The sequence below is a fragment of the Streptococcus thalassemiae genome (genome assembly GCF_903645285.1).
Taxonomy (GTDB): Bacteria; Bacillota; Bacilli; order Lactobacillales; family Streptococcaceae; genus Streptococcus; species Streptococcus thalassemiae.
The window spans coordinates 155,722-173,204 of the sequence record NZ_CAHJXN010000003.1 but is presented as its reverse complement, the minus strand read 5'-3'; the positions used below and the strand labels follow the sequence as shown (position 1 = coordinate 173,204).

Sequence of the window (17,483 nt, the reverse complement as noted above, 5' to 3'; positions counted from 1 at the left end):
TCTAAAATCCTAAATTACTTATAAGTGATATCCAATCTTTCCCAAAACAATCTTATTAGCTGATTCATTAAAATCGAAATATATACGCACACTACTATCAGGTCGAAATAATTTAAAATGCATTATATAATGATGATTTCCAATTTTATATTTTTCTTTTATCTCTCCACTTCCCATGCCTGAACAATTTGCTACGGAAGATTTTAAACTATTAATTAATTCATTTCTATGTCCAATAAATGAATCTAATTTATTACCATAACAAAAATCATTCAAATCATATAAAACTCGTATGATTTCTTGTTTATAATCCTTTGCTGAATAACCTTTAACAAATTCAAACTCAAAATCTTCCTCTGCTAATAAAAAATTATCAAAATAAGGCATTTTGAGCGTTGATTCAAATTCACTCATCGGCATCGATAATATGAACTCTTTTTCTAGTTCCATTGCTTCCGCATCATTAATTACTGAATTTTTTATCTCTCTATCTGTTAAAAATTTATAATAACAATCACTCTCAATTTCTTTATATGTTTTTCGACTTCTTATTTCAATATTTTTATATAATTCTGGTAACAGAAGATTAAGAAATTCATTTGATACATTAATTATGAGGTTCCTATTTTCATCTTCCGCACAATAATATTCATCGGGAATTTTACAAGAAGAATTTTCAATATTCTCCTTCAAATAAATAGAGTAGTCACTCTCCATTGTAATCGCTCCAAAATCACTAGGAGTATGTACATACAATTCACCAATCTTATGTTTCATTCTATCTTCCTAATCTATGTTTCATCATTTCAAATAAATCAATTTTAGCTTGATCAAAGAAACCTTTTGGCCAATCAATAATTTCTCCTGATTCATTGACTCCGATAGAAATTATTTCATGTCTTCCATCTTGTTTATTAAAATAATATAATCTAAAATCGGATTCAACACACTTTTGTCTTAAACTATATAATCTCATACCATTAATTACATGATCACTATGTGTTTCAACGATTACCTGGACCCCACCTTTATGGCTTAATTCAGCTAAAAATTGTCCAATTTGAGATTGTCCATACGGGTGCAAATGTGCCTCTGGATTCTCAACAATGAGCACTCTCTCTTTTTTATCTTCATTATTTAATACCGATAAATAAAGCCCTTGAACTATGATTGGAAGAATATAGGATATCCCAAAACCAACATTAGTTGGTAATACATCTATTCCATTTTCTTTAAACCTCAATGAAGACACTCCTAAGTCATCATTGACAGAAACTTCAAATTGAACATCATCAATAATTTTATTTACCCAATACTCACACTCATTTTTAAATCCACCATTGCTCTTTTTCATTACTGTCGGAAATTTTAAAGCTCTATACTTAACATTAACTCTCTCCAAAACAAACAACGTATTCTGACCAAAACTTCCTACATCTTCTACATCTGTTTTTTCAATCATTTGCGAAACTCTAGGGCCAAACCTTTCAGCGTTGATATAATAAAATGTTTTCTCATTTCTTTCATTTGCTACCGTTGATAAGTAATTTTCAGAAAAACGTTCCTCTTCAATAGAGAATTTAGAAATTGTATCATCAATAGCAATTTGAAATTCCTGTCCACTACTATCTATGTCTAGGTTACTATCAGTAAAATTAATTAACTTAGACGGTAAACCTAAATTTAAACCACATACATTATTTGTATAAATTTTCTTTTTTTCTCCAGCTAATTCATATAATAGAAGACTTTGAATAAATGAAGATTTACCAGCTGAGTTTCTACCAGTTAATACTGTCAACTTGGATAAATCTATACTTTCATCTCGAAAACACTTATAATTTTTAATTTTTATATTTCTGATAGACATTCGTCAATAACCTCCTGACACATTCTAAAATAATTTTCTACTTTACTTTTACTGTTCGTTGAAGTTGATATAGACATAAAATTATTAGGATCTTTTAATTTTTGCGAGAGTTTAGCTAGGGCAATATGACTGTAATTTTTAAAGTTATACTCTTCATATTTTCTATTTGCTAAAATAACACTAAAGGCACTAAAAAGTGGTTTGTTAATTAACATAGAATATTCATACTGTTCTATCTCTTCATTATAGCTAAGCTTCACAAATCCTTTATCCCCAAATAACTCAAAACATCTACTCATTGAATTTTTAAAAATTTCTAAATATTGACTAAGGGTTTCTTGAGAAATTATCTTATTCAACTTTTCATTTTCATCATTTAATAAATCAACAATGTTAGAATTCTGATAATTTACTTTTTTTTCTTCAAAATCATAGATTCTATAAAAGGCAAAAAATCTCAATACTAATTCATGATGATCTAATCTCAATGTTTTAACACGTCTGTTAGTCGCAGATAGAAATTCTTCAGATTCTGTACATAAATTCAATAATTTTCTAGTATTATTTGTACTTACTGCATTTCTCATTTCCTGATTATTAAGAGCTTTACCTCCTGTGTTAATTCGTTTAAAAATATCATAAATGATTCGGTGTGGAGAATCATAACTAAGTATATTCAAAGATAATTGTGTTCTGTTTATTCGACTTTTTATTTTGGGAGGAAGTTCCGAAAATTTCATTCCGTTGTATGGAGTACCCAGATACTCTAATGAAGATAACCGAAACTTATCGTCTAAAAAATCAAAAATGGTTGTTAAGCGTTGTTGACCATCGATAACAGAAAATTCATAATCTTCACTGCTATCCGCACCAGTTTCATACAAGTAAAATGCAGGTATAGGTATGCTTAACATTAATGATTCAATTAAATGTGATTTTCTCTTGTTCTCTTTCCAAACATAGCCGCGTTGAAAATCTGGACTTAAGTTGATTGCATCTTCCGTATGAAGTTCATGCAAATATTTAACCGACAGCAACTGTTGTTGTATGCTGATATCTTCTGGGTTAAACGGACTACTAATATCCTCTGTAATCTCTTCCTCTGTATTTTCAACTCCTAAAAAATTATTTTCCGCTTTTTCAATGGTTAGTTCTTGAAGTGATTCCTGAAACTCAATAAAATTCAATGGCTCCTCATTAAGAGACTTATAAAAGAATAACTCTCCATCTTCGATTACCACAACGAACGCTGGAACTTGAAAATACGATTCGATACGCTCTAGTATATCATTATCTTTTTTATACGTTTCTTTATACTCCAATATTACAAATGGCTTCTCAGAGTGGAAAATAGCAAAATCTACAAATAAATGATTATGGTTATCTTTACTAATTTCATGACTTCTCCGAATGTCATAGCCTACAAATTTTTCATTTAATTTATCAAAAATCTGTTGTTCTTTCATAATATATTCTCCTTTTTGGCTTTATTTTTTATTATTTAATATCTCGGATAAGGATAAAACTCTCCCTCTTCCAAGCCAACTTTTCCTTCTTCAAAGACTTCTTGGTTCCATTCCATGACGAATTCTTCTGCTTCTGGGTCTTCCAAAAAGTCCATGAGGGCATCTAGTCCAACCTCGGCAGTATCTTTAAGAAATAGCGCAAAATAAGCTAAAAATTCGCGAGAAAATCCTTTTTTAGGTAGGTAAGGAATGACCGTCAAATAGTCTTCTGCATTGACTGTTGATTTGGCAGGATTGTAAAAAAGCACTGCTTCTTCAAAGAGAATGTCATCTGATGAAACCTCTCCATCTTCATCCACCATCTCCACACCTGCAGCGTTTTGCGCTTCCAATAAAAAACTCACTTCAACCGCGTGGTTGCGTTTGTCCCAACTAATCTCAAAGTCAAAGGGAAAATTCTTCTCCAACTCTTCCTCTAAAACATCTAAAAATCCATATGTTGCCATTTTGTCCTCTTTCTATGCGACTCTTAAATCGCCCCGATTGCTCGGAAATATGCTAAAATAGATACTACCATCTTACCACATATACATCAGAAAATCCACGTTAGAAAGGACTGCTATGCCAGACAATCTCGCGCTTCGCATGCGCCCTAAAACCATCGATCAGGTCATTGGTCAGGAACATCTGGTCGGACAAGGAAAAATCATCCGTCGCATGGTGGAAGCCAACCGTCTGTCTTCCATGATTCTATATGGACCTCCGGGAATCGGCAAGACCAGTATCGCCTCAGCCATCGCTGGAACGACCAAGTATGCCTTTCGAACTTTCAATGCGACAGTTGATAGTAAAAAGCGACTGCAAGAAATTGCGGAAGAGGCTAAATTCTCTGGTGGTCTCGTCCTATTGCTAGACGAGATTCATCGACTGGATAAGACCAAGCAAGACTTCCTCCTGCCACTTTTGGAAAGTGGACTGGTTATCATGATTGGGGCTACGACTGAAAATCCTTTCTTTTCTGTCACTCCTGCCATTCGTAGCCGTGTTCAAATTTTTGAGTTGGAACCTCTGTCTAACCAAGACGTCAAAGAAGCTCTTCAGATAGCTCTAAATAACCCTGAGCGTGGTTTTGATTTTCCAGTAGAACTAGATGAGGATGCGCTGGATTTCATCGCAACTTCTACAAACGGAGACCTTCGTTCTGCCTTCAACTCACTGGATTTGGCAGTTCTCTCTACCCCTGAGAATGACGAGGGCATCCGCCATATCACTCTAGACATCATGGAAAATAGCCTGCAGCGGAGCTACATTACCATGGACAAGGATGGAGACGGTCACTACGATGTTCTCTCAGCCCTGCAAAAGTCTATCCGTGGCTCAGATGTTGATGCCAGTCTTCACTATGCTGCCCGCTTGATTGAGGCTGGTGATTTGCCAAGTCTCGCTCGTCGTTTGACTGTTATCGCTTATGAAGATATCGGTTTGGCCAATCCTGAAGCCCAGATTCACACCGTGACTGCTCTGGATGCTGCACAAAGGATTGGATTCCCAGAAGCCCGCATTCTCATTGCCAATGTCGTGATTGATTTGGCCCTTTCTCCAAAATCCAACTCAGCCTATGTAGCTATGGATAAGGCGCTTGCCGATCTCAAAACATCAGGGCACTTGCCTATTCCGCGACACCTGCGTGATGGGCACTACAGTGGAAGCAAGGAACTAGGGAATGCCCAAGACTATCTCTATCCACACAACTATCCTGGAAATTGGGTCAAGCAAGACTATCTGCCAGAAAAAATTCGTAATCATCACTATTTCCAAGCAGAAGATACTGGTAAATATGAACGTGCTTTGGCTCAAAGAAAGGAAGCTATCGACCATTTGCGAAAAATCTGAAATCCTTTTCAAAAAATTGCACTTTCCTCTTGATTTTTTTTGAAAAAGTGGTATCATATAAACATAGAAACGCTGTGGTGTACGACTTCACACTTAAGTGTTGACCGACTATTTTTTGTATTATTAGGGAAACAAAAGTCTTCTAACAGCATGTAGGCCGTCTCACACGGAAACAGCTTCAGTTAGAGCGAGTTGCCCACCTGCTTAATTGCGCGGGTTCAATACAAACCGTGAAGTTTCGGCACCAATACAGCTTTTTTCTTTGCCTCCTTAGCTCAGCTGGCAGAGCAGCGGACTCTTAATCCGTGGGTCACAGGTTCGATCCCTGTAGGGGGCATCTACATACAACAGGAAAAGCCTTGAGTAAAGGCTTTTTTTCGTATCTGTTCTACTTTTGGTCAACCAATGGATAGTAAAGATATAATTTTGTAAACACCCTTTCCAGACAACTCTAATCTAATTGCACTCAAAATTTTAATAAATTTAAAACAAAAGTCTTGCTTTTCTTTTTATTTTTGATATACTTGTTCTTGTATCTGATACATGTTTATTAAAAAGGAGTTCAGATGGATACAAAATTCTCAGTTGCTTTGCATATCTTAACAATGATTAGTGAAAGCAAGGATACATTAAGTTCTCAGGCATTGGCTACTAGTGTTGGGACTAACGCTAGTTACATTCGAAAAGTGATTGCCTTATTAAAAAATGCAGATTTGATTCATTCCCAGCAAGGAAAAACAGGCTATCAACTCAGTAAGTCTCCAAAGAAAATGACTTTACTAGAGATCTACTATGCTACTCAAGAAATCAATCACATTAGTTTATTCCCTGTTCATCAAAATAGTAATCCCGATTGTCCCGTTGGAAAACATATCCAAGGAGCAGTTTCACCGCTTTTCGCTAGTGCCGAATCTCAATTAGAGAAGGAATTAGCAAATCAAACTTTAGAAGATGTCATTGACAATCTATATAAACAAGCCAAACAAGTCCGAAACTGATTTGATAGCAAGTCAGTTTTTACTGTAAACAACATGAACTTGTATCAAATACAAGTCTATTGAATTATATTAAAAAAGAAAAGAGAAATTACATGAAAGCCGCACAACACACTACTTATAACAAAAATAATATCACACTGAACATCACAGAAATCGCTAAACCAAGTATTACAGACAAAGAAGTTTTAATCAAAGTCACCGCAGCCGGTGTTAATCCTCTCGATAACATGATCTCTCGTGGTGAGGTTAAGATGATTGTTCCTTACAAACTTCCTCAAACTGCAGGTAATGAAGTGGTTGGAATCGTTGAAAGCATTGGCAAGCAAGTTAACAACTTTCAGCTAGGAGACCGTGTCTTTGGCCGTCTGCCACTTGATCATATCGGCGCCTTTGCAGAATACGTAGCTGTCGATAGCCAAGCCTTAGCCAAGGTTCCAGACTATCTGTCAGACGAAGAAGCCGCTGCTGTACCTTTGACTGCCTTGACAATCCTGCAGGCTCTTGACCTCATGGGCGCTCAAGCTGGGAAAACGATCTTTATTTCTGGTGGGACTGGAGGTGTCGGTGGAATGGCCATTCCGATTGCCAAGGCCAAAGGTTTGAAGGTCATTACCAACGGTTCTGGAGATAGTGCTGAGCGTGTATTGAACCTCGGAGCAGATAGATTTATCGATTACAAAACAGAGGATTATACAAAAACTGTTAGCCAGGTGGATTATGTCCTCGATACTCTCGGTGGAGCTGAAACTGAAAAACAAATGTCTATCATGAAAAAAAGTGGTCATCTTGTTTCACTTCGTGCCATGCCAAACGGTGCCTTTGCCAAACGCATGAACCTACCAAAATGGAAACAGATGATTCTTGGCTTGGCAGGTCGCAAATTTGATAAGATGGCGGAAAAATACGGCGTTCACTACCATTTTATCTTTGTAGAAAGCAATGGCGCTCAATTACAAGAGGTAGCTGACCTCTTTAGTAAATTAGAAATCAAACCCTCTATCGATACAGTTTATCCATTTGAAGAGGTAAATAACGCTTTGGACAAGGTTGCTAACGGTCGCTCTCGTGGAAAAACAGTTCTCAGCTTTAAGAAATAAAAAGGAAAACACAATGTCATATCTTACTACAAAAAATCAATACATCACAGTCGACGGGAACAAAATCGCTTATCGCGAACTTAGTAAAGGCAAATCAAAACTACCTCTTCTGATGCTGGTCCATTTGGCAGCAACTCTCGATAACTGGGATCCTAAACTCTTAGACTTGATTGCTGAAAAACACCATGTCATTGTAGTCGATTTTCCTGGAGTAGGAGACAGTCAGGGCAAAGTTGCTCCGACGATTCCTGGAATGGCTAAGCAGACAATTGACTTTGTAAAAGCGATTGGTTACGATAAAATCAATCTTCTTGGCCTTTCTATGGGAGGTATGATTGCCCAAGAAATCATCAGAATAAATCCCACTCTAGTCAATCGTTTAATCTTGGCTGGAACAGGACCTCGAGGTGGAAAAGAGGTCGATAAGGTCACAGGGAAAACCTTTAACTATATGTTTAAAGCGGGACTCGAGCGCATCGATCCTAAACGCTATATCTTCTATAATCATGATGAACAAGGAAAAATCGAAGCCTTGAAAGTTCTCGGACGAATGGGAATGCGAACCAAGGAATTTGCGGACAAAGACATGAAGGTACCGGGATTTTTGACCCAGCTCAAAGCCATTAAACGGTGGGGGAAAGATTCTCAGGACGACCTAACATTTATCACCCAACCAACCTTAATCGTCAACGGGGATAAGGATATGCAGGTTCCAACGGAAAATTCTTATGATATGCATGAAAAAATCGAAAATAGTAAACTTATCATCTATCCAAATGCTGGCCACGGTTCAATCTTCCAATATGCAGAGGAGTTTTCAAAAGAATTAAAAGCTTTCTTGGAGGACTAAGATGGTCAAAACCATTCTAATAACAGGCGCTACTGACGGTATCGGTAAACATTTGGCAAAGAAATTTGCCAGCCAAGGGTATCAGGTCATCCTCCATGGTCGAAATCCTCAAAAACTTGAGCTGGCGCTTCAAGAGGTTCGGACAGTTTCCTTGAGAGGCAGAGTTTCTAGCTACCTTGCAGATTTTTCAAAATTAGATGATGTTTATCGATTTGTGGAGGAAATCAAGCGAGACTTTCAACGTATTGATGTCTTGTTTAACAACGCAGGCCTTTATGCTGGAAAAGAACGAAAAGCGAGTGCTGAAAATGTCGAGTTGACTTTTATGTTATCTGTTCTGGCTCCTTATATTTTAACAACTGAGCTAAGCCCCTTGTTAGAAAAAGCGTCTGACGTTCGTGTTATCAATACTTCTTCCTATATGCATCATTTTGCCAAGGTCAAGGATTTAGACTTTGGATTTGAGAACAGCTATAATCCAGGATTGGCCTACAATAATTCCAAACTTTACACTATTTGGATGACACGCTATCTGGCCAGAGACTTCTTTCTAAAAGGTTCAAGCATCACCATCAATTCTTACCATCCTGGCTTAATTTCAACCAACTTAGGGAATGATTCCAGTGATAAAAAGACGAAAAAGTCTCTCTTCGGACGCTTGATAAAGTCATTTTCCAAAAATCTAGACGAGGGAATTGAAACAGGCTACTATCTTACATTATCAGAAGAAATCACTGGTTTGACTGGCTACTACTTTGATGAGAAGAAAGTAAAATCTGTATCTGAAAAAGGCTATACTTTTGAGAAAGCTCAAGATTTAATCAATTACTGTAATGATAAAATTGAGTTATTTAAACAGAAATATGTTGAGTTTGATTAGAAATTTAATACAAGAGGAAGACTGGGAAGGAACTCAATTTCAGGAGAAAACGAAGTAAATCTTCCCACAATAAAAATGAAACATCTTAAAATCTAATTTATTGCCAATAAAGGAGTTGGAAATATGAAACATATTATTATCATTGGGCACCCTAAACGAGAAAAGAAAACTCTATCTATCGAAAATAAGGAATATGAAATTAGTTTTGATGAATTTAAATCTGGGAAACACAATGAAGATCCCTTCATTTGGAATGATAATTTTCTTTATACATTTTGTCATACAAATGTTTCTCTAAGTAAAGATGTCAGAGAGTGGATTGAAACCAAAGAGGAAAAAGAGGAAGTTTATTTTGTATTTGTATCTAAAGCTAAGGATGAAAATAATAAGGAAATCCTGGAAATTGACACAATTATAAAAGCCAAAGAACTATACAAGTGGCCTGAAAAAGGGCAAAGAAACAAAGAAATACTTCCTGAAATCTTTAATCCCAAAATAAAGAATTATCACTTGCCAGATTGCTATGATGGTAATTTGACTGAACATAATAAAAAGAAACTTTATACTTGTATAGGTGATGAAACCGAGTCGTTTTTACCTATGAAAGAAAAAGGAGATTCTTTCAAACCATACTATTTCGATGAGAATATTGCTAATAAAATTCTGAGTTTAATAACTGTTGGAGACAATCATGCTTACTATGTAGCCAAAGAAACATCTCCTAGACTTCAAACTGATGAATCAAAGAAAATTTTTAAAGAAATATCAAAGGAACTTTTTGATATTATAACAAACTGTAAACAGGATAAAACTCTTCACTTAACTGGGAAACTATTAAAAGATTTAGATATGAATCATCGAAAAAAATAACTAAACAATTAGACTAGACAAAAAGGCTTTTTTGCTTCCTATCTCCCCTTCTTCATAATATATTTCCGTTCAGGTGCTTCAACCATTTGAACGATTTCAAATCCTTCTTTTTGGTAAAGGTGCTTGGCTACTTGATTTGCCTCGAAGACATTTAGAGAAATACTATCTATGTTTCCATTTTCAAAGACCAAACTAACAAATTTCCTTAAAGCCTGCCTACCTAAGCCTTGCCCCTGTTTCTGGGGGTTGATAAAAAATCTTCCAATATGAAGATTACTGTCTTCTAGCCTGATTTTCTGGATAAGCCCCACAAACTCTTGTCCATCAAAGATAGAAAAGATTCCTTCCAACTCTTGCAAAACTTGAATTGTCAAGGGAAATGAAATCCTTGGTCCCATCCATTGTTCTTGAAATGATTTGCCTAGGGAGTTGGACCATTGGCATACGAGCTGAGCATTTTCTGTGCTCACCTTTTCTTCAAAACGAATTGTCATCTTTGCCTCACCATCTTATCTATGTTTCTCCATTATACTACTTCTCCCATTTTTTTACGAATAGATAAGTATGATTGATTTTTATTTTTTTCTTGTCGGGAGCATTCTCGCTTCCTTTCTTGGTTTGGTTATTGACCGTTTTCCAGAGCAATCCATTATCAGTCCAGCCAGTCACTGCGATTCCTGTCAGACTCGCTTGCGTCCCTTAGATTTGATTCCGATTCTCTCTCAGGTCTTCAATCGCTTTCGCTGTCGCTACTGCAAGGCTACTTATCCTATCTGGTATGCCCTTTTGGAACTAGGCTTAGGGCTTATCTTTCTGGCTTGGTCTTGGGAATTACTTTCCTTGAGTCAAGTCATCCTAATCATTGCTGGTTTGACCTTGGGCATCTACGACTTTCGCCATCAGGAATATCCCTTACTGGTCTGGATGACTTTCCACCTAATCCTAATGGCCGGCTCTGGCTGGAATCTGGTCATGATTTTCTTCCTTGCTCTTGGAATTTTGGCTCATTTTATCGATATTCGCATGGGCGCAGGGGATTTCCTCTTTTTAGCTTCTTGTGCTCTCGTCTTTAGCGTAACGGAGTTACTGATCTTGATTCAGTTTGCTTCTGCGACGGGAATTCTAGCTTTTCTCCTGCAAAAGAAAAAGGAAAGACTTCCTTTTGTGCCTTTCCTCTTACTCGCTGCTTGCGTGATTATTTTTGGTAAGCTACTGCTTGTTTGATAAAGTCCTGAATCGGCTCTCCTTCATGGAGAGCTTTTACGATTTTTGAACCGACGATAACGCCATCTGACACCGCATTGAAGCGTTCTACATCGGCTTGACTAGATACTCCAAAACCTGTCAAGACTGGGATATCGGACACTTGATGCAATTGTGCCAAGTGCTTGTCCAAGTCTGCACGATAATTGCCTGATTTCCCTGTCACCCCATTGATGGCAACCGCATAGACAAATCCTTCTGCCCCTTCAATCAACTCTTTCTGACGCTCAATTCCTGTCGTCAAACTAACTAGGGGAATCAAGGCGATGTCTGTGTCTGCTAAAAAGGGCTCCACAAAGTTGGCATGCTCATGAGGCAGGTCTGGGATAATCAAGCCCTTAACCGCTGTATCTGCCAAATCTTTGACAAAGTTCTCCACACCGTACTGAAAGAGGGGGTTGAAGTAGGTCATGATGACCAGCGGAACCTCTGTTTCAATGGTTTTCAAGGTTTCAACCAAAGCCTGAGTAGACGTTCCGTGAGCTAGACTGCGTAAGCCTGCTTCTTCGATAACAGGTCCATCTGCAACAGGGTCTGAAAAGGGAATGCCCACTTCAATTGCAGAGACACCCAAATCTTCTAAAAAGTGGATTGTTTCAGCTAGACCATCCAAACCTTTCTCATGGTCTCCAGCCATGATATAGGGAACAAAAATTCCTTTTCCAGCTGCTTTGATAGCATTTAATTTTTCTGTTAATGTCTTAGGCATGAGCTTCTCCCTTCTTTGCTGCATCTGATTCCAAGCGGTCCTTGACTTGGACCACATCCTTGTCCCCACGACCTGATAGACAGACTATCATGGATTTGTCTGGTCCAAGTTCTTTGGCCAATTTCACTGCAAAGGCGATAGCATGGCTAGATTCTAAGGCTGGGATAATCCCTTCCACACGAGACAAGAGTTGGAATCCTTCCAAGGCTTCTTTGTCTGTCACAGGGACATAGCTGGCACGTTTGATATCGTGGTAGTGAGAATGTTCTGGACCGATACCAGGATAGTCCAATCCTGCTGAGATAGAGAAGGCTTCAAGAATTTGACCATGAGCATCTTGGAGTACATCCATGAGAGAACCGTGAAGAACACCAGGACGCCCCTTGGTCAAGGTAGCTGCGTGGTGCTCTGTGTCTACACCAAGTCCAGCCGCTTCAGCTCCATACATAGCTACAGACTCATCTTCTACAAAGGGATGGAAGAGACCGATGGCATTAGAACCACCACCAACACAGGCTACTAGGGCATCTGGCAGATCTTGACCTGTCAAGTCACGGTACTGTTGTTTAGCCTCTCGACCAATGACACTTTGGAAGTCACGAACAATTTCTGGAAATGGATGAGGCCCCAAGGCAGAACCAAGAATATAGTGGGTATCATCGATATTAGCTACCCATGAACGAAGGGCTGCATTGACCGCATCCTTGAGCACGCGCGAACCGTCTGTCACTGCCTCAACCTTAGCTCCCAAAAGCTCCATTCGGAAGACATTGAGGGCTTGGCGTTTAACATCTTCCTCACCCATATAGATGGTACATTCCATGTTAAAGAGGGCTGCAGCAGTTGCAGTTGCCACACCGTGCTGACCAGCACCTGTTTCAGCGATAATTTTCTTTTTACCCATGCGTTTAGCCAGAAGAACTTGTCCCAAGGCATTGTTAATCTTGTGGGCCCCTGTATGGTTAAGGTCTTCACGTTTGAGATAAATCTTGGCTCCGCCAATATGCTGGGTCAAGTTTTTTGCGTAGTAAAGGGGAGTTTCACGTCCCACATACTGACGTAAGAGTTGGTTTAATTCCTCTTGGAAACTTGGGTCTGCCTGACTTTCACGATAAGCCTTCTCCAACTCCAAAACTGCTGTCATCAATGTTTCTGGGACGAAACGTCCACCGAATTTTCCGTAAAATCCATCTTTATTTGGTTCTTGATATGCCATTCTTTACCCTCTCTATAAATCTTCTAATCTTTTCATGATCTTTTTGTCCATCTGTCTCCACTCCGCTCGATACATCTACTGCATAGGGAGTAAAGTGTTGAATTGCTTTTACTACATTGTCTTCCTTAAGCCCACCTGCAATAAAGAAGGGCTGTGCTAGTCCCGTCGTATCCAGTTGAGCCCAGTCAAAGGTCTGGCCACTCCCAGCCACAGGGGCATCAAAGAGTAGATAGTCTGCCTGAGAATTGGGCACATGACCCTCTCCATCCACCTGCACAGCCTGAATACTGGCACAAGGCAAATTCTCAAACAAATCATCTGCCACCTGACCGTGAACTTGAACCAAGTCCAAGCCAACTTTTTCAATGACTTCTAGCAGTTGAGCCCGACTTGGTGAAACAAATACACCAACCTTTTTGACATCGGCAGGAATAAGTTTTGCCAGCTCAGCAGCCTCTTCCAAAGTCACCTGTCTTTTACTAGGTGCGAAGACAAAACCGATATAGTCTGCTCCTGCTGACACGGCTGTTTCTACCGCTTCTTTGGTCGATAGTCCGCAAATCTTAACCTTTGTCAATCTGCAACTCCTTGATTCTCTGGGCTACATCTTCTGCCTGCATAAGAGCTGTCCCAACTAAAATTCCATTAAAGTATGGTGCTACTCGTTCCGCATCCTGCCCTGTGAAAATAGCAGATTCAGAAATGTACAAGCAATCATCTTTAAAATGTTTAGCCAAATCTACACTGGTCTGCAAGTCAACTTCAAAGGTGGTCAAATTGCGGTTATTAACCCCAATAATCTGAGCACCAAGTCTGTGAGCCACTTCTAGTTCAGTTAGATTGTGAGTCTCCACCAAGACTTCCAGACCAAGCTCTGTCGCATAGTCATAAAGTTCCTTGAGGCGTTCTTCTGACAAGGCGGCCACAATGAGCAGGATGACTGTTGCACCTGCATTACGAGCGCGGATGATTTGCTTTTCATCGATAATAAAGTCCTTGTTAAGCGTCGGAATCTGTACCTGACTGGAAATCTCTCGCAGATAATCCAAATGTCCTTTAAAGAAAACTTCATCTGTCAGAACAGAAATCATCACTGCTCCGTTTTCTTCATAAGTCTGGGCCTGTTGCACAATATCCACATCAAGATTGATATCTCCCAGACTAGGGCTAGCTTTCTTGACCTCAGCGATTACCTGTAGACGGTCTTGGTGTTGTTTTAGATAGTCAGCCAAGCGATAGGTCTGACGCAAGGGCTGGATTTCCTCCAGCTCCATCTGCTCGACCTCACGCGCCTTCTGCTCCAAAATTCGTGCTAAAAATTCCTGACTCATTTTTGGTACTCCTGTAACAGTCTGAGTTTTTCAAGGGCCTTGCCACTAGCAATCACTTGACGAGCTAAGGCAACTCCATCCTTGATATTATCTACCTTACCATTAGCATAGAAACCAAGACCAGCATTCAAGACTGTCGTTTCCAAGAATGGACTTGCTTCGTTTTTCAGAACGCTAAGCAAAATTTCTGCATTTTCCTGAGCATTCCCTCCACGAATATCTTCGATAGCGTAGCGCTCCATCCCCAAATCTTCTGGAATAAAGCTTGACAAGGTGATTTCGCCATTTTCAAGAAGTGCAATCTTGGTTGTTCCATTCAAACCAGCTTCATCCAATCCTTCTGGCCCAGCAACCACGATAGCACGTTTACGACCCATATTTTTCAAAACCTGAGCTGTACTTTCTAGCAATTCTGGACGACTAATTCCAAGAAGCTGTGTTTCCAAGGCCATTGGATGAATCAGGGGACCAGTCAAGTTCATGATTGTTGGAATTCCTAGTTCCAAACGAGCTGGCATGATGTATTTCATTGCTGGGTGCATATTTTTAGCGAAGAGAAAGACGATTCCAGTTTTATCAAAGACCTTACCTAGTTCAGCTGGTTTGAGGTCAAGATTGATGCCCAAGGCTTCGAGGACATCTGCAGAACCAGATTTAGAAGAAATCGAGCGATTACCATGTTTTGCCATGTGAACACCGCCACCAGCCAAGACAAAAGCTGCAGTTGTGGAGATGTTAAAGCTGAAAGACTTGTCCCCACCTGTACCACAGTTGTCCATGGCATCATGAATTTCAGTTGGAATGTGTTGGGCATGCCCTCTCATGACTTGGGCAATGGCTGTGCGTTCTTCAGGTGTTTCCCCCTTCATCTTAAGAGCCAAAAGGAGAGAAGCAATTTGCGCTTCCGTTACACGCCCAGTTACGATACGCTCAATGACATCCGTCATTTCCACACCTGATAAATTTTCAAATTTTGCTAGTTTTTCAATAATCTCTTTCATCCTAGTTTCCTCACTTTACAACCTTCTCGATAAAATTCCGAATAGAAGACAAGCCATCTGGCGTTCCGATACTCTCTGGATGGTACTGGAAGCCATAAATCAGCAGGCTTTTGTGTTGAATTCCCATGATGGCTTGGTCATCAGTCGAACGAGCTGTCACTTCAAAGTCTTCTGGCATTTCTTCAATCAAAATACTGTGATAACGCATGACTGCACGTCCATCCTCAATGCCTTGATACAAAACAGATGGCGCTTCAAAACTGATATTGCTCTGTTTCCCATGCATGACTTTGGGAGCCAAACCTAGCTTACCACCAAAAACTTCTGCAATGGCTTGGTGACCCAAACAAATTCCAAGAATCGGTTTCTTGCCAGCAAAGTCACGAATCATGTCTTCCATCTTTCCAGCATCAACTGGCCAACCAGGTCCAGGAGAAAAAACCAGACCATCTGCCTTTTCAGCTTCTTCATACAGCTTGGGATCATCATTTCTCAAAACCTGAACTTCTGCAAAATTCCCAATGTATTGGGCCAAGTTATAGGTAAAAGAATCATAGTTGTCAATCAATAAAATCATGGTCTTAGTTCTCCAATTCTAGTCATAGATTTTGCTTTGTTAATGGTTTCTTGGTATTCGTTTTGGGCGATGGAGTCGTAGACAATCCCTGCCCCAGCCTGCACATAAGCTGTTTGATTTTTGAGAATCATCGTTCGGATGGCAATGGCAAAATCCATATCGCCCGTCGCAGACAAGTAGCCGATTGCTCCTGCGTATACGCCCCGTTTTTCCGTTTCCAGTTCATAGATGCGTCTCATCGCGCGAATTTTTGGTGCTCCAGAAACAGTTCCAGCAGGAAGTGTTGCTTTCAAGGCATCCATAGCAGTGAGTTCTGGAAGCAAACGCCCCTTGACCACGCTGGTCAAATGCATAACATAACGGAAGAGCTCCACTTCCATATACTTGGTGACTTGGACACTGGCCGTTTCAGAGATGCGGCCAATATCATTACGACCCAAGTCTACTAACATTCGATGCTCTGCTGTTTCCTTCTCATCCGAAAGCAGGTCTGTCGCCAAAGCCTTGTCTTCTTCATCCGTAGCGCCTCTTGGTCGTGTCCCTGCAATCGGATTGGTTGTCACGATGCCATTTTTAACAGAAACCAAGCTTTCTGGACTAGCTCCGATGATTTGATAATCCCCAAAGTCATAGAAATAGAGGTAATTAGATGGATTGGTCACGCGAAGATTTCTGTAGAAGTCAAATGGATTTCCAGTAACTTCTGCTGAGAAGCGCTGACTGAGCACGCATTGGAACATATCACCATTTCGAATCAAGTCACGAGCGGTTTCCACCATTTCCTCAAACTTCTGAGGAGCGATATGTGGTTTGAAGTCTAACGGAGATAGATCCAAATCTTCAAATTCATTTGGAGCAGGAATACGTAATTCCTCAAGCACTTGGTTCAAGGCTTCTTCCAAGTTTTCTTGACTACGCTCGCTATAAAGAGCATCCTCGATGACATGGATTTTTTCCTTCTTGTGGTCAAAGACCATGTAACTCTCATAGACGAAGAAATGCATGTCTGGCGTTCCAATAGTATCTTCCGGAATTTGACCAATTTCTTCATAAAGCGAAATCATATCGTAACCCACAAAGCCAATTGCCCCACCACCAAAAGGGAGGTCTGAATGGTGCTGTCTCTTATGAGTCACTTCATAAAGGAAATCCAAGGGATCCTGATCAATCACTTGACCATTTTGATAAAGGACTCCATTTTCAAACTTAATCTCAAAAACTGGATTATAGGCTAAGATAGAAAAACGAGCTGTTTCCTTGTCTCTCGGAATACTCTCTAAGATAACCTTGTGTTGCCCCTTTAGGCGCATATAAGCCAAGATTGGTGATAAGACATCTCCATGAATGATTCGTTCCATTGTAATTTCCCTTTCAGTTCTACTTCTAGTCCGTGGCGACTGTATGAAAAATCCCCACGCAAAATAACTTGCGTGAGGACGAAATTCGCGGTGCCACCTCAATT

19 protein-coding genes, 1 tRNA gene and 1 other annotated feature (1 of these 21 running past the window's edge) are annotated in these 17,483 nt (G+C 39.6%); of the genes, 8 read left to right on the top strand and 12 right to left on the bottom strand.

Translation table 11 applies throughout. From position 1 onward, the window contains the following. Nucleotides 1-18: 18 nt before the first annotated feature. From HWX15_RS06085 to HWX15_RS06070, 4 genes are read right to left on the bottom strand one after another with little or no spacing between them, the layout of a single operon-like run. Nucleotides 19-777, bottom strand: a complete 759-nt coding sequence (locus tag HWX15_RS06085; protein ID WP_175880548.1) for a hypothetical protein — start codon at nt 775-777, stop codon at nt 19-21. A 1-nt stretch (nt 778) separates the two neighbouring features. Beyond that, complete coding sequence (locus HWX15_RS06080) at nt 779-1,870, bottom strand: AAA family ATPase (protein WP_175880547.1); 1,092 nt, start codon at nt 1,868-1,870, stop codon at nt 779-781. Then, on the bottom strand, nt 1,852-3,336 hold the full coding sequence (locus tag HWX15_RS06075; protein ID WP_175880546.1) for a DUF262 domain-containing protein: 1,485 nt from the start codon (nt 3,334-3,336) through the stop codon (nt 1,852-1,854). The genes HWX15_RS06080 and HWX15_RS06075 overlap by 19 nt, the downstream gene beginning before the upstream one ends. Nucleotides 3,337-3,371: 35 nt before the next feature. Further along, nucleotides 3,372-3,842, bottom strand: a complete 471-nt coding sequence (locus HWX15_RS06070; protein WP_049531867.1) for a DUF3013 family protein — start codon at nt 3,840-3,842, stop codon at nt 3,372-3,374. A 115-nt stretch (nt 3,843-3,957) separates the two neighbouring features. Here HWX15_RS06070 and HWX15_RS06065 point away from each other — a divergent pair, with 115 nt between their 5' ends. The 7 genes from HWX15_RS06065 (at nt 3,958) to HWX15_RS06035 (ending at nt 9,924) form a co-directional block, all read left to right on the top strand. Next, the gene (locus HWX15_RS06065; RefSeq protein ID WP_175880545.1) at nt 3,958-5,229 is read left to right on the top strand and encodes a replication-associated recombination protein A; all 1,272 of its coding nucleotides are present in this window, start codon (nt 3,958-3,960) and stop codon (nt 5,227-5,229) included. A gap of 264 nt (nt 5,230-5,493) precedes the next feature. Beyond that, a tRNA-Lys gene (locus tag HWX15_RS06060) sits at nt 5,494-5,566 on the top strand. 229 nt (nt 5,567-5,795) lie between these two features. Further along, on the top strand, nt 5,796-6,227 hold the full coding sequence (locus tag HWX15_RS06055) for an Rrf2 family transcriptional regulator (protein ID WP_049523912.1): 432 nt from the start codon (nt 5,796-5,798) through the stop codon (nt 6,225-6,227). Nucleotides 6,228-6,319: 92 nt separating this feature from the next. Continuing rightward, nucleotides 6,320-7,324, top strand: coding sequence for an NADP-dependent oxidoreductase (locus tag HWX15_RS06050; protein ID WP_175880544.1), 1,005 nt, complete (start codon nt 6,320-6,322; stop codon nt 7,322-7,324). Nucleotides 7,325-7,337: 13 nt separating this feature from the next. Continuing rightward, nucleotides 7,338-8,174 (top strand): alpha/beta fold hydrolase, encoded by an 837-nt coding sequence (locus HWX15_RS06045; RefSeq protein WP_175880543.1) that lies wholly within the window; start codon nt 7,338-7,340, stop codon nt 8,172-8,174. A 1-nt stretch (nt 8,175) separates the two neighbouring features. Next, a complete protein-coding gene (locus tag HWX15_RS06040) occupies nt 8,176-9,054 on the top strand; it encodes an SDR family NAD(P)-dependent oxidoreductase (RefSeq protein ID WP_175880542.1) in 879 nt (292 codons plus the stop codon). Between the two features lie 123 nt (nt 9,055-9,177). Continuing rightward, nucleotides 9,178-9,924 (top strand): hypothetical protein, encoded by a 747-nt coding sequence (locus HWX15_RS06035; protein ID WP_175880541.1) that lies wholly within the window; start codon nt 9,178-9,180, stop codon nt 9,922-9,924. A gap of 38 nt (nt 9,925-9,962) precedes the next feature. Here the strand turns inward: HWX15_RS06035 and HWX15_RS06030 are convergent, their stop codons facing one another. Further along, nucleotides 9,963-10,418, bottom strand: coding sequence for a GNAT family N-acetyltransferase (locus HWX15_RS06030; protein WP_175880540.1), 456 nt, complete (start codon nt 10,416-10,418; stop codon nt 9,963-9,965). 70 nt (nt 10,419-10,488) lie between these two features. On the opposite strand from HWX15_RS06030, the gene HWX15_RS06025 reads away from it, so the two are divergent. Further along, nucleotides 10,489-11,148, top strand: a complete 660-nt coding sequence (locus tag HWX15_RS06025) for a prepilin peptidase (protein WP_175880539.1) — start codon at nt 10,489-10,491, stop codon at nt 11,146-11,148. On the opposite strand, the gene trpA is transcribed toward HWX15_RS06025, so the two are convergent. From trpA to trpE, 7 genes are read right to left on the bottom strand one after another with little or no spacing between them, the layout of a single operon-like run. Further along, nucleotides 11,120-11,896: a tryptophan synthase subunit alpha gene (trpA, locus tag HWX15_RS06020; RefSeq protein WP_175880538.1), complete on the bottom strand. Its 777-nt coding sequence runs from the start codon at nt 11,894-11,896 to the stop codon at nt 11,120-11,122. The two genes, HWX15_RS06025 and trpA, sit on opposite strands and share 29 nt — an antisense overlap. Beyond that, nucleotides 11,889-13,112 carry a tryptophan synthase subunit beta gene (gene trpB / locus HWX15_RS06015; protein ID WP_175880537.1) on the bottom strand — a complete coding sequence of 408 codons (1,224 nt, stop codon included), beginning with the start codon at nt 13,110-13,112 and terminating at the stop codon, nt 11,889-11,891. Before trpB ends, trpA begins: the two co-directional genes overlap by 8 nt. Then, nucleotides 13,090-13,689 (bottom strand): phosphoribosylanthranilate isomerase, encoded by a 600-nt coding sequence (locus HWX15_RS06010; protein ID WP_175880536.1) that lies wholly within the window; start codon nt 13,687-13,689, stop codon nt 13,090-13,092. The genes trpB and HWX15_RS06010 overlap by 23 nt, the downstream gene beginning before the upstream one ends. Then, on the bottom strand, nt 13,676-14,443 hold the full coding sequence (trpC, locus tag HWX15_RS06005) for an indole-3-glycerol phosphate synthase TrpC (RefSeq protein ID WP_175880535.1): 768 nt from the start codon (nt 14,441-14,443) through the stop codon (nt 13,676-13,678). The genes HWX15_RS06010 and trpC overlap by 14 nt, the downstream gene beginning before the upstream one ends. Beyond that, entirely contained in the window at nt 14,440-15,444 is a 1,005-nt protein-coding gene (gene trpD / locus HWX15_RS06000) for an anthranilate phosphoribosyltransferase (RefSeq protein ID WP_175880534.1), read from the bottom strand. Before trpD ends, trpC begins: the two co-directional genes overlap by 4 nt. 10 nt (nt 15,445-15,454) lie before the next feature. Next, complete coding sequence (locus HWX15_RS05995) at nt 15,455-16,021, bottom strand: aminodeoxychorismate/anthranilate synthase component II (protein WP_175880533.1); 567 nt, start codon at nt 16,019-16,021, stop codon at nt 15,455-15,457. Next, on the bottom strand, nt 16,018-17,379 hold the full coding sequence (trpE, locus tag HWX15_RS05990) for an anthranilate synthase component I (RefSeq protein ID WP_175880532.1): 1,362 nt from the start codon (nt 17,377-17,379) through the stop codon (nt 16,018-16,020). The genes HWX15_RS05995 and trpE overlap by 4 nt, the downstream gene beginning before the upstream one ends. 71 nt (nt 17,380-17,450) lie before the next feature. Continuing rightward, nucleotides 17,451-17,483 (bottom strand) — a binding site (T-box leader); it runs 193 nt beyond the window's last position.

Coding starts and splice junctions, on each gene's coding strand:
- HWX15_RS06085 (WP_175880548.1), bottom strand. CDS start 777: ATGAAACATAAGATTGGTGAATTGTATGTACATACTCCTAGTGATTTT.
- HWX15_RS06080 (WP_175880547.1), bottom strand. CDS start 1,870: ATGTCTATCAGAAATATAAAAATTAAAAATTATAAGTGTTTTCGAGAT.
- HWX15_RS06075 (WP_175880546.1), bottom strand. CDS start 3,336: ATGAAAGAACAACAGATTTTTGATAAATTAAATGAAAAATTTGTAGGC.
- HWX15_RS06070 (WP_049531867.1), bottom strand. CDS start 3,842: ATGGCAACATATGGATTTTTAGATGTTTTAGAGGAAGAGTTGGAGAAG.
- HWX15_RS06065 (WP_175880545.1), top strand. CDS start 3,958: ATGCCAGACAATCTCGCGCTTCGCATGCGCCCTAAAACCATCGATCAG.
- HWX15_RS06055 (WP_049523912.1), top strand. CDS start 5,796: ATGGATACAAAATTCTCAGTTGCTTTGCATATCTTAACAATGATTAGT.
- HWX15_RS06050 (WP_175880544.1), top strand. CDS start 6,320: ATGAAAGCCGCACAACACACTACTTATAACAAAAATAATATCACACTG.
- HWX15_RS06045 (WP_175880543.1), top strand. CDS start 7,338: ATGTCATATCTTACTACAAAAAATCAATACATCACAGTCGACGGGAAC.
- HWX15_RS06040 (WP_175880542.1), top strand. CDS start 8,176: ATGGTCAAAACCATTCTAATAACAGGCGCTACTGACGGTATCGGTAAA.
- HWX15_RS06035 (WP_175880541.1), top strand. CDS start 9,178: ATGAAACATATTATTATCATTGGGCACCCTAAACGAGAAAAGAAAACT.
- HWX15_RS06030 (WP_175880540.1), bottom strand. CDS start 10,418: ATGACAATTCGTTTTGAAGAAAAGGTGAGCACAGAAAATGCTCAGCTC.
- HWX15_RS06025 (WP_175880539.1), top strand. CDS start 10,489: ATGATTGATTTTTATTTTTTTCTTGTCGGGAGCATTCTCGCTTCCTTT.
- trpA (WP_175880538.1), bottom strand. CDS start 11,896: ATGCCTAAGACATTAACAGAAAAATTAAATGCTATCAAAGCAGCTGGA.
- trpB (WP_175880537.1), bottom strand. CDS start 13,112: ATGGCATATCAAGAACCAAATAAAGATGGATTTTACGGAAAATTCGGT.
- trpC (WP_175880535.1), bottom strand. CDS start 14,443: ATGAGTCAGGAATTTTTAGCACGAATTTTGGAGCAGAAGGCGCGTGAG.
- trpD (WP_175880534.1), bottom strand. CDS start 15,444: ATGAAAGAGATTATTGAAAAACTAGCAAAATTTGAAAATTTATCAGGT.
- HWX15_RS05995 (WP_175880533.1), bottom strand. CDS start 16,021: ATGATTTTATTGATTGACAACTATGATTCTTTTACCTATAACTTGGCC.
- trpE (WP_175880532.1), bottom strand. CDS start 17,379: ATGGAACGAATCATTCATGGAGATGTCTTATCACCAATCTTGGCTTAT.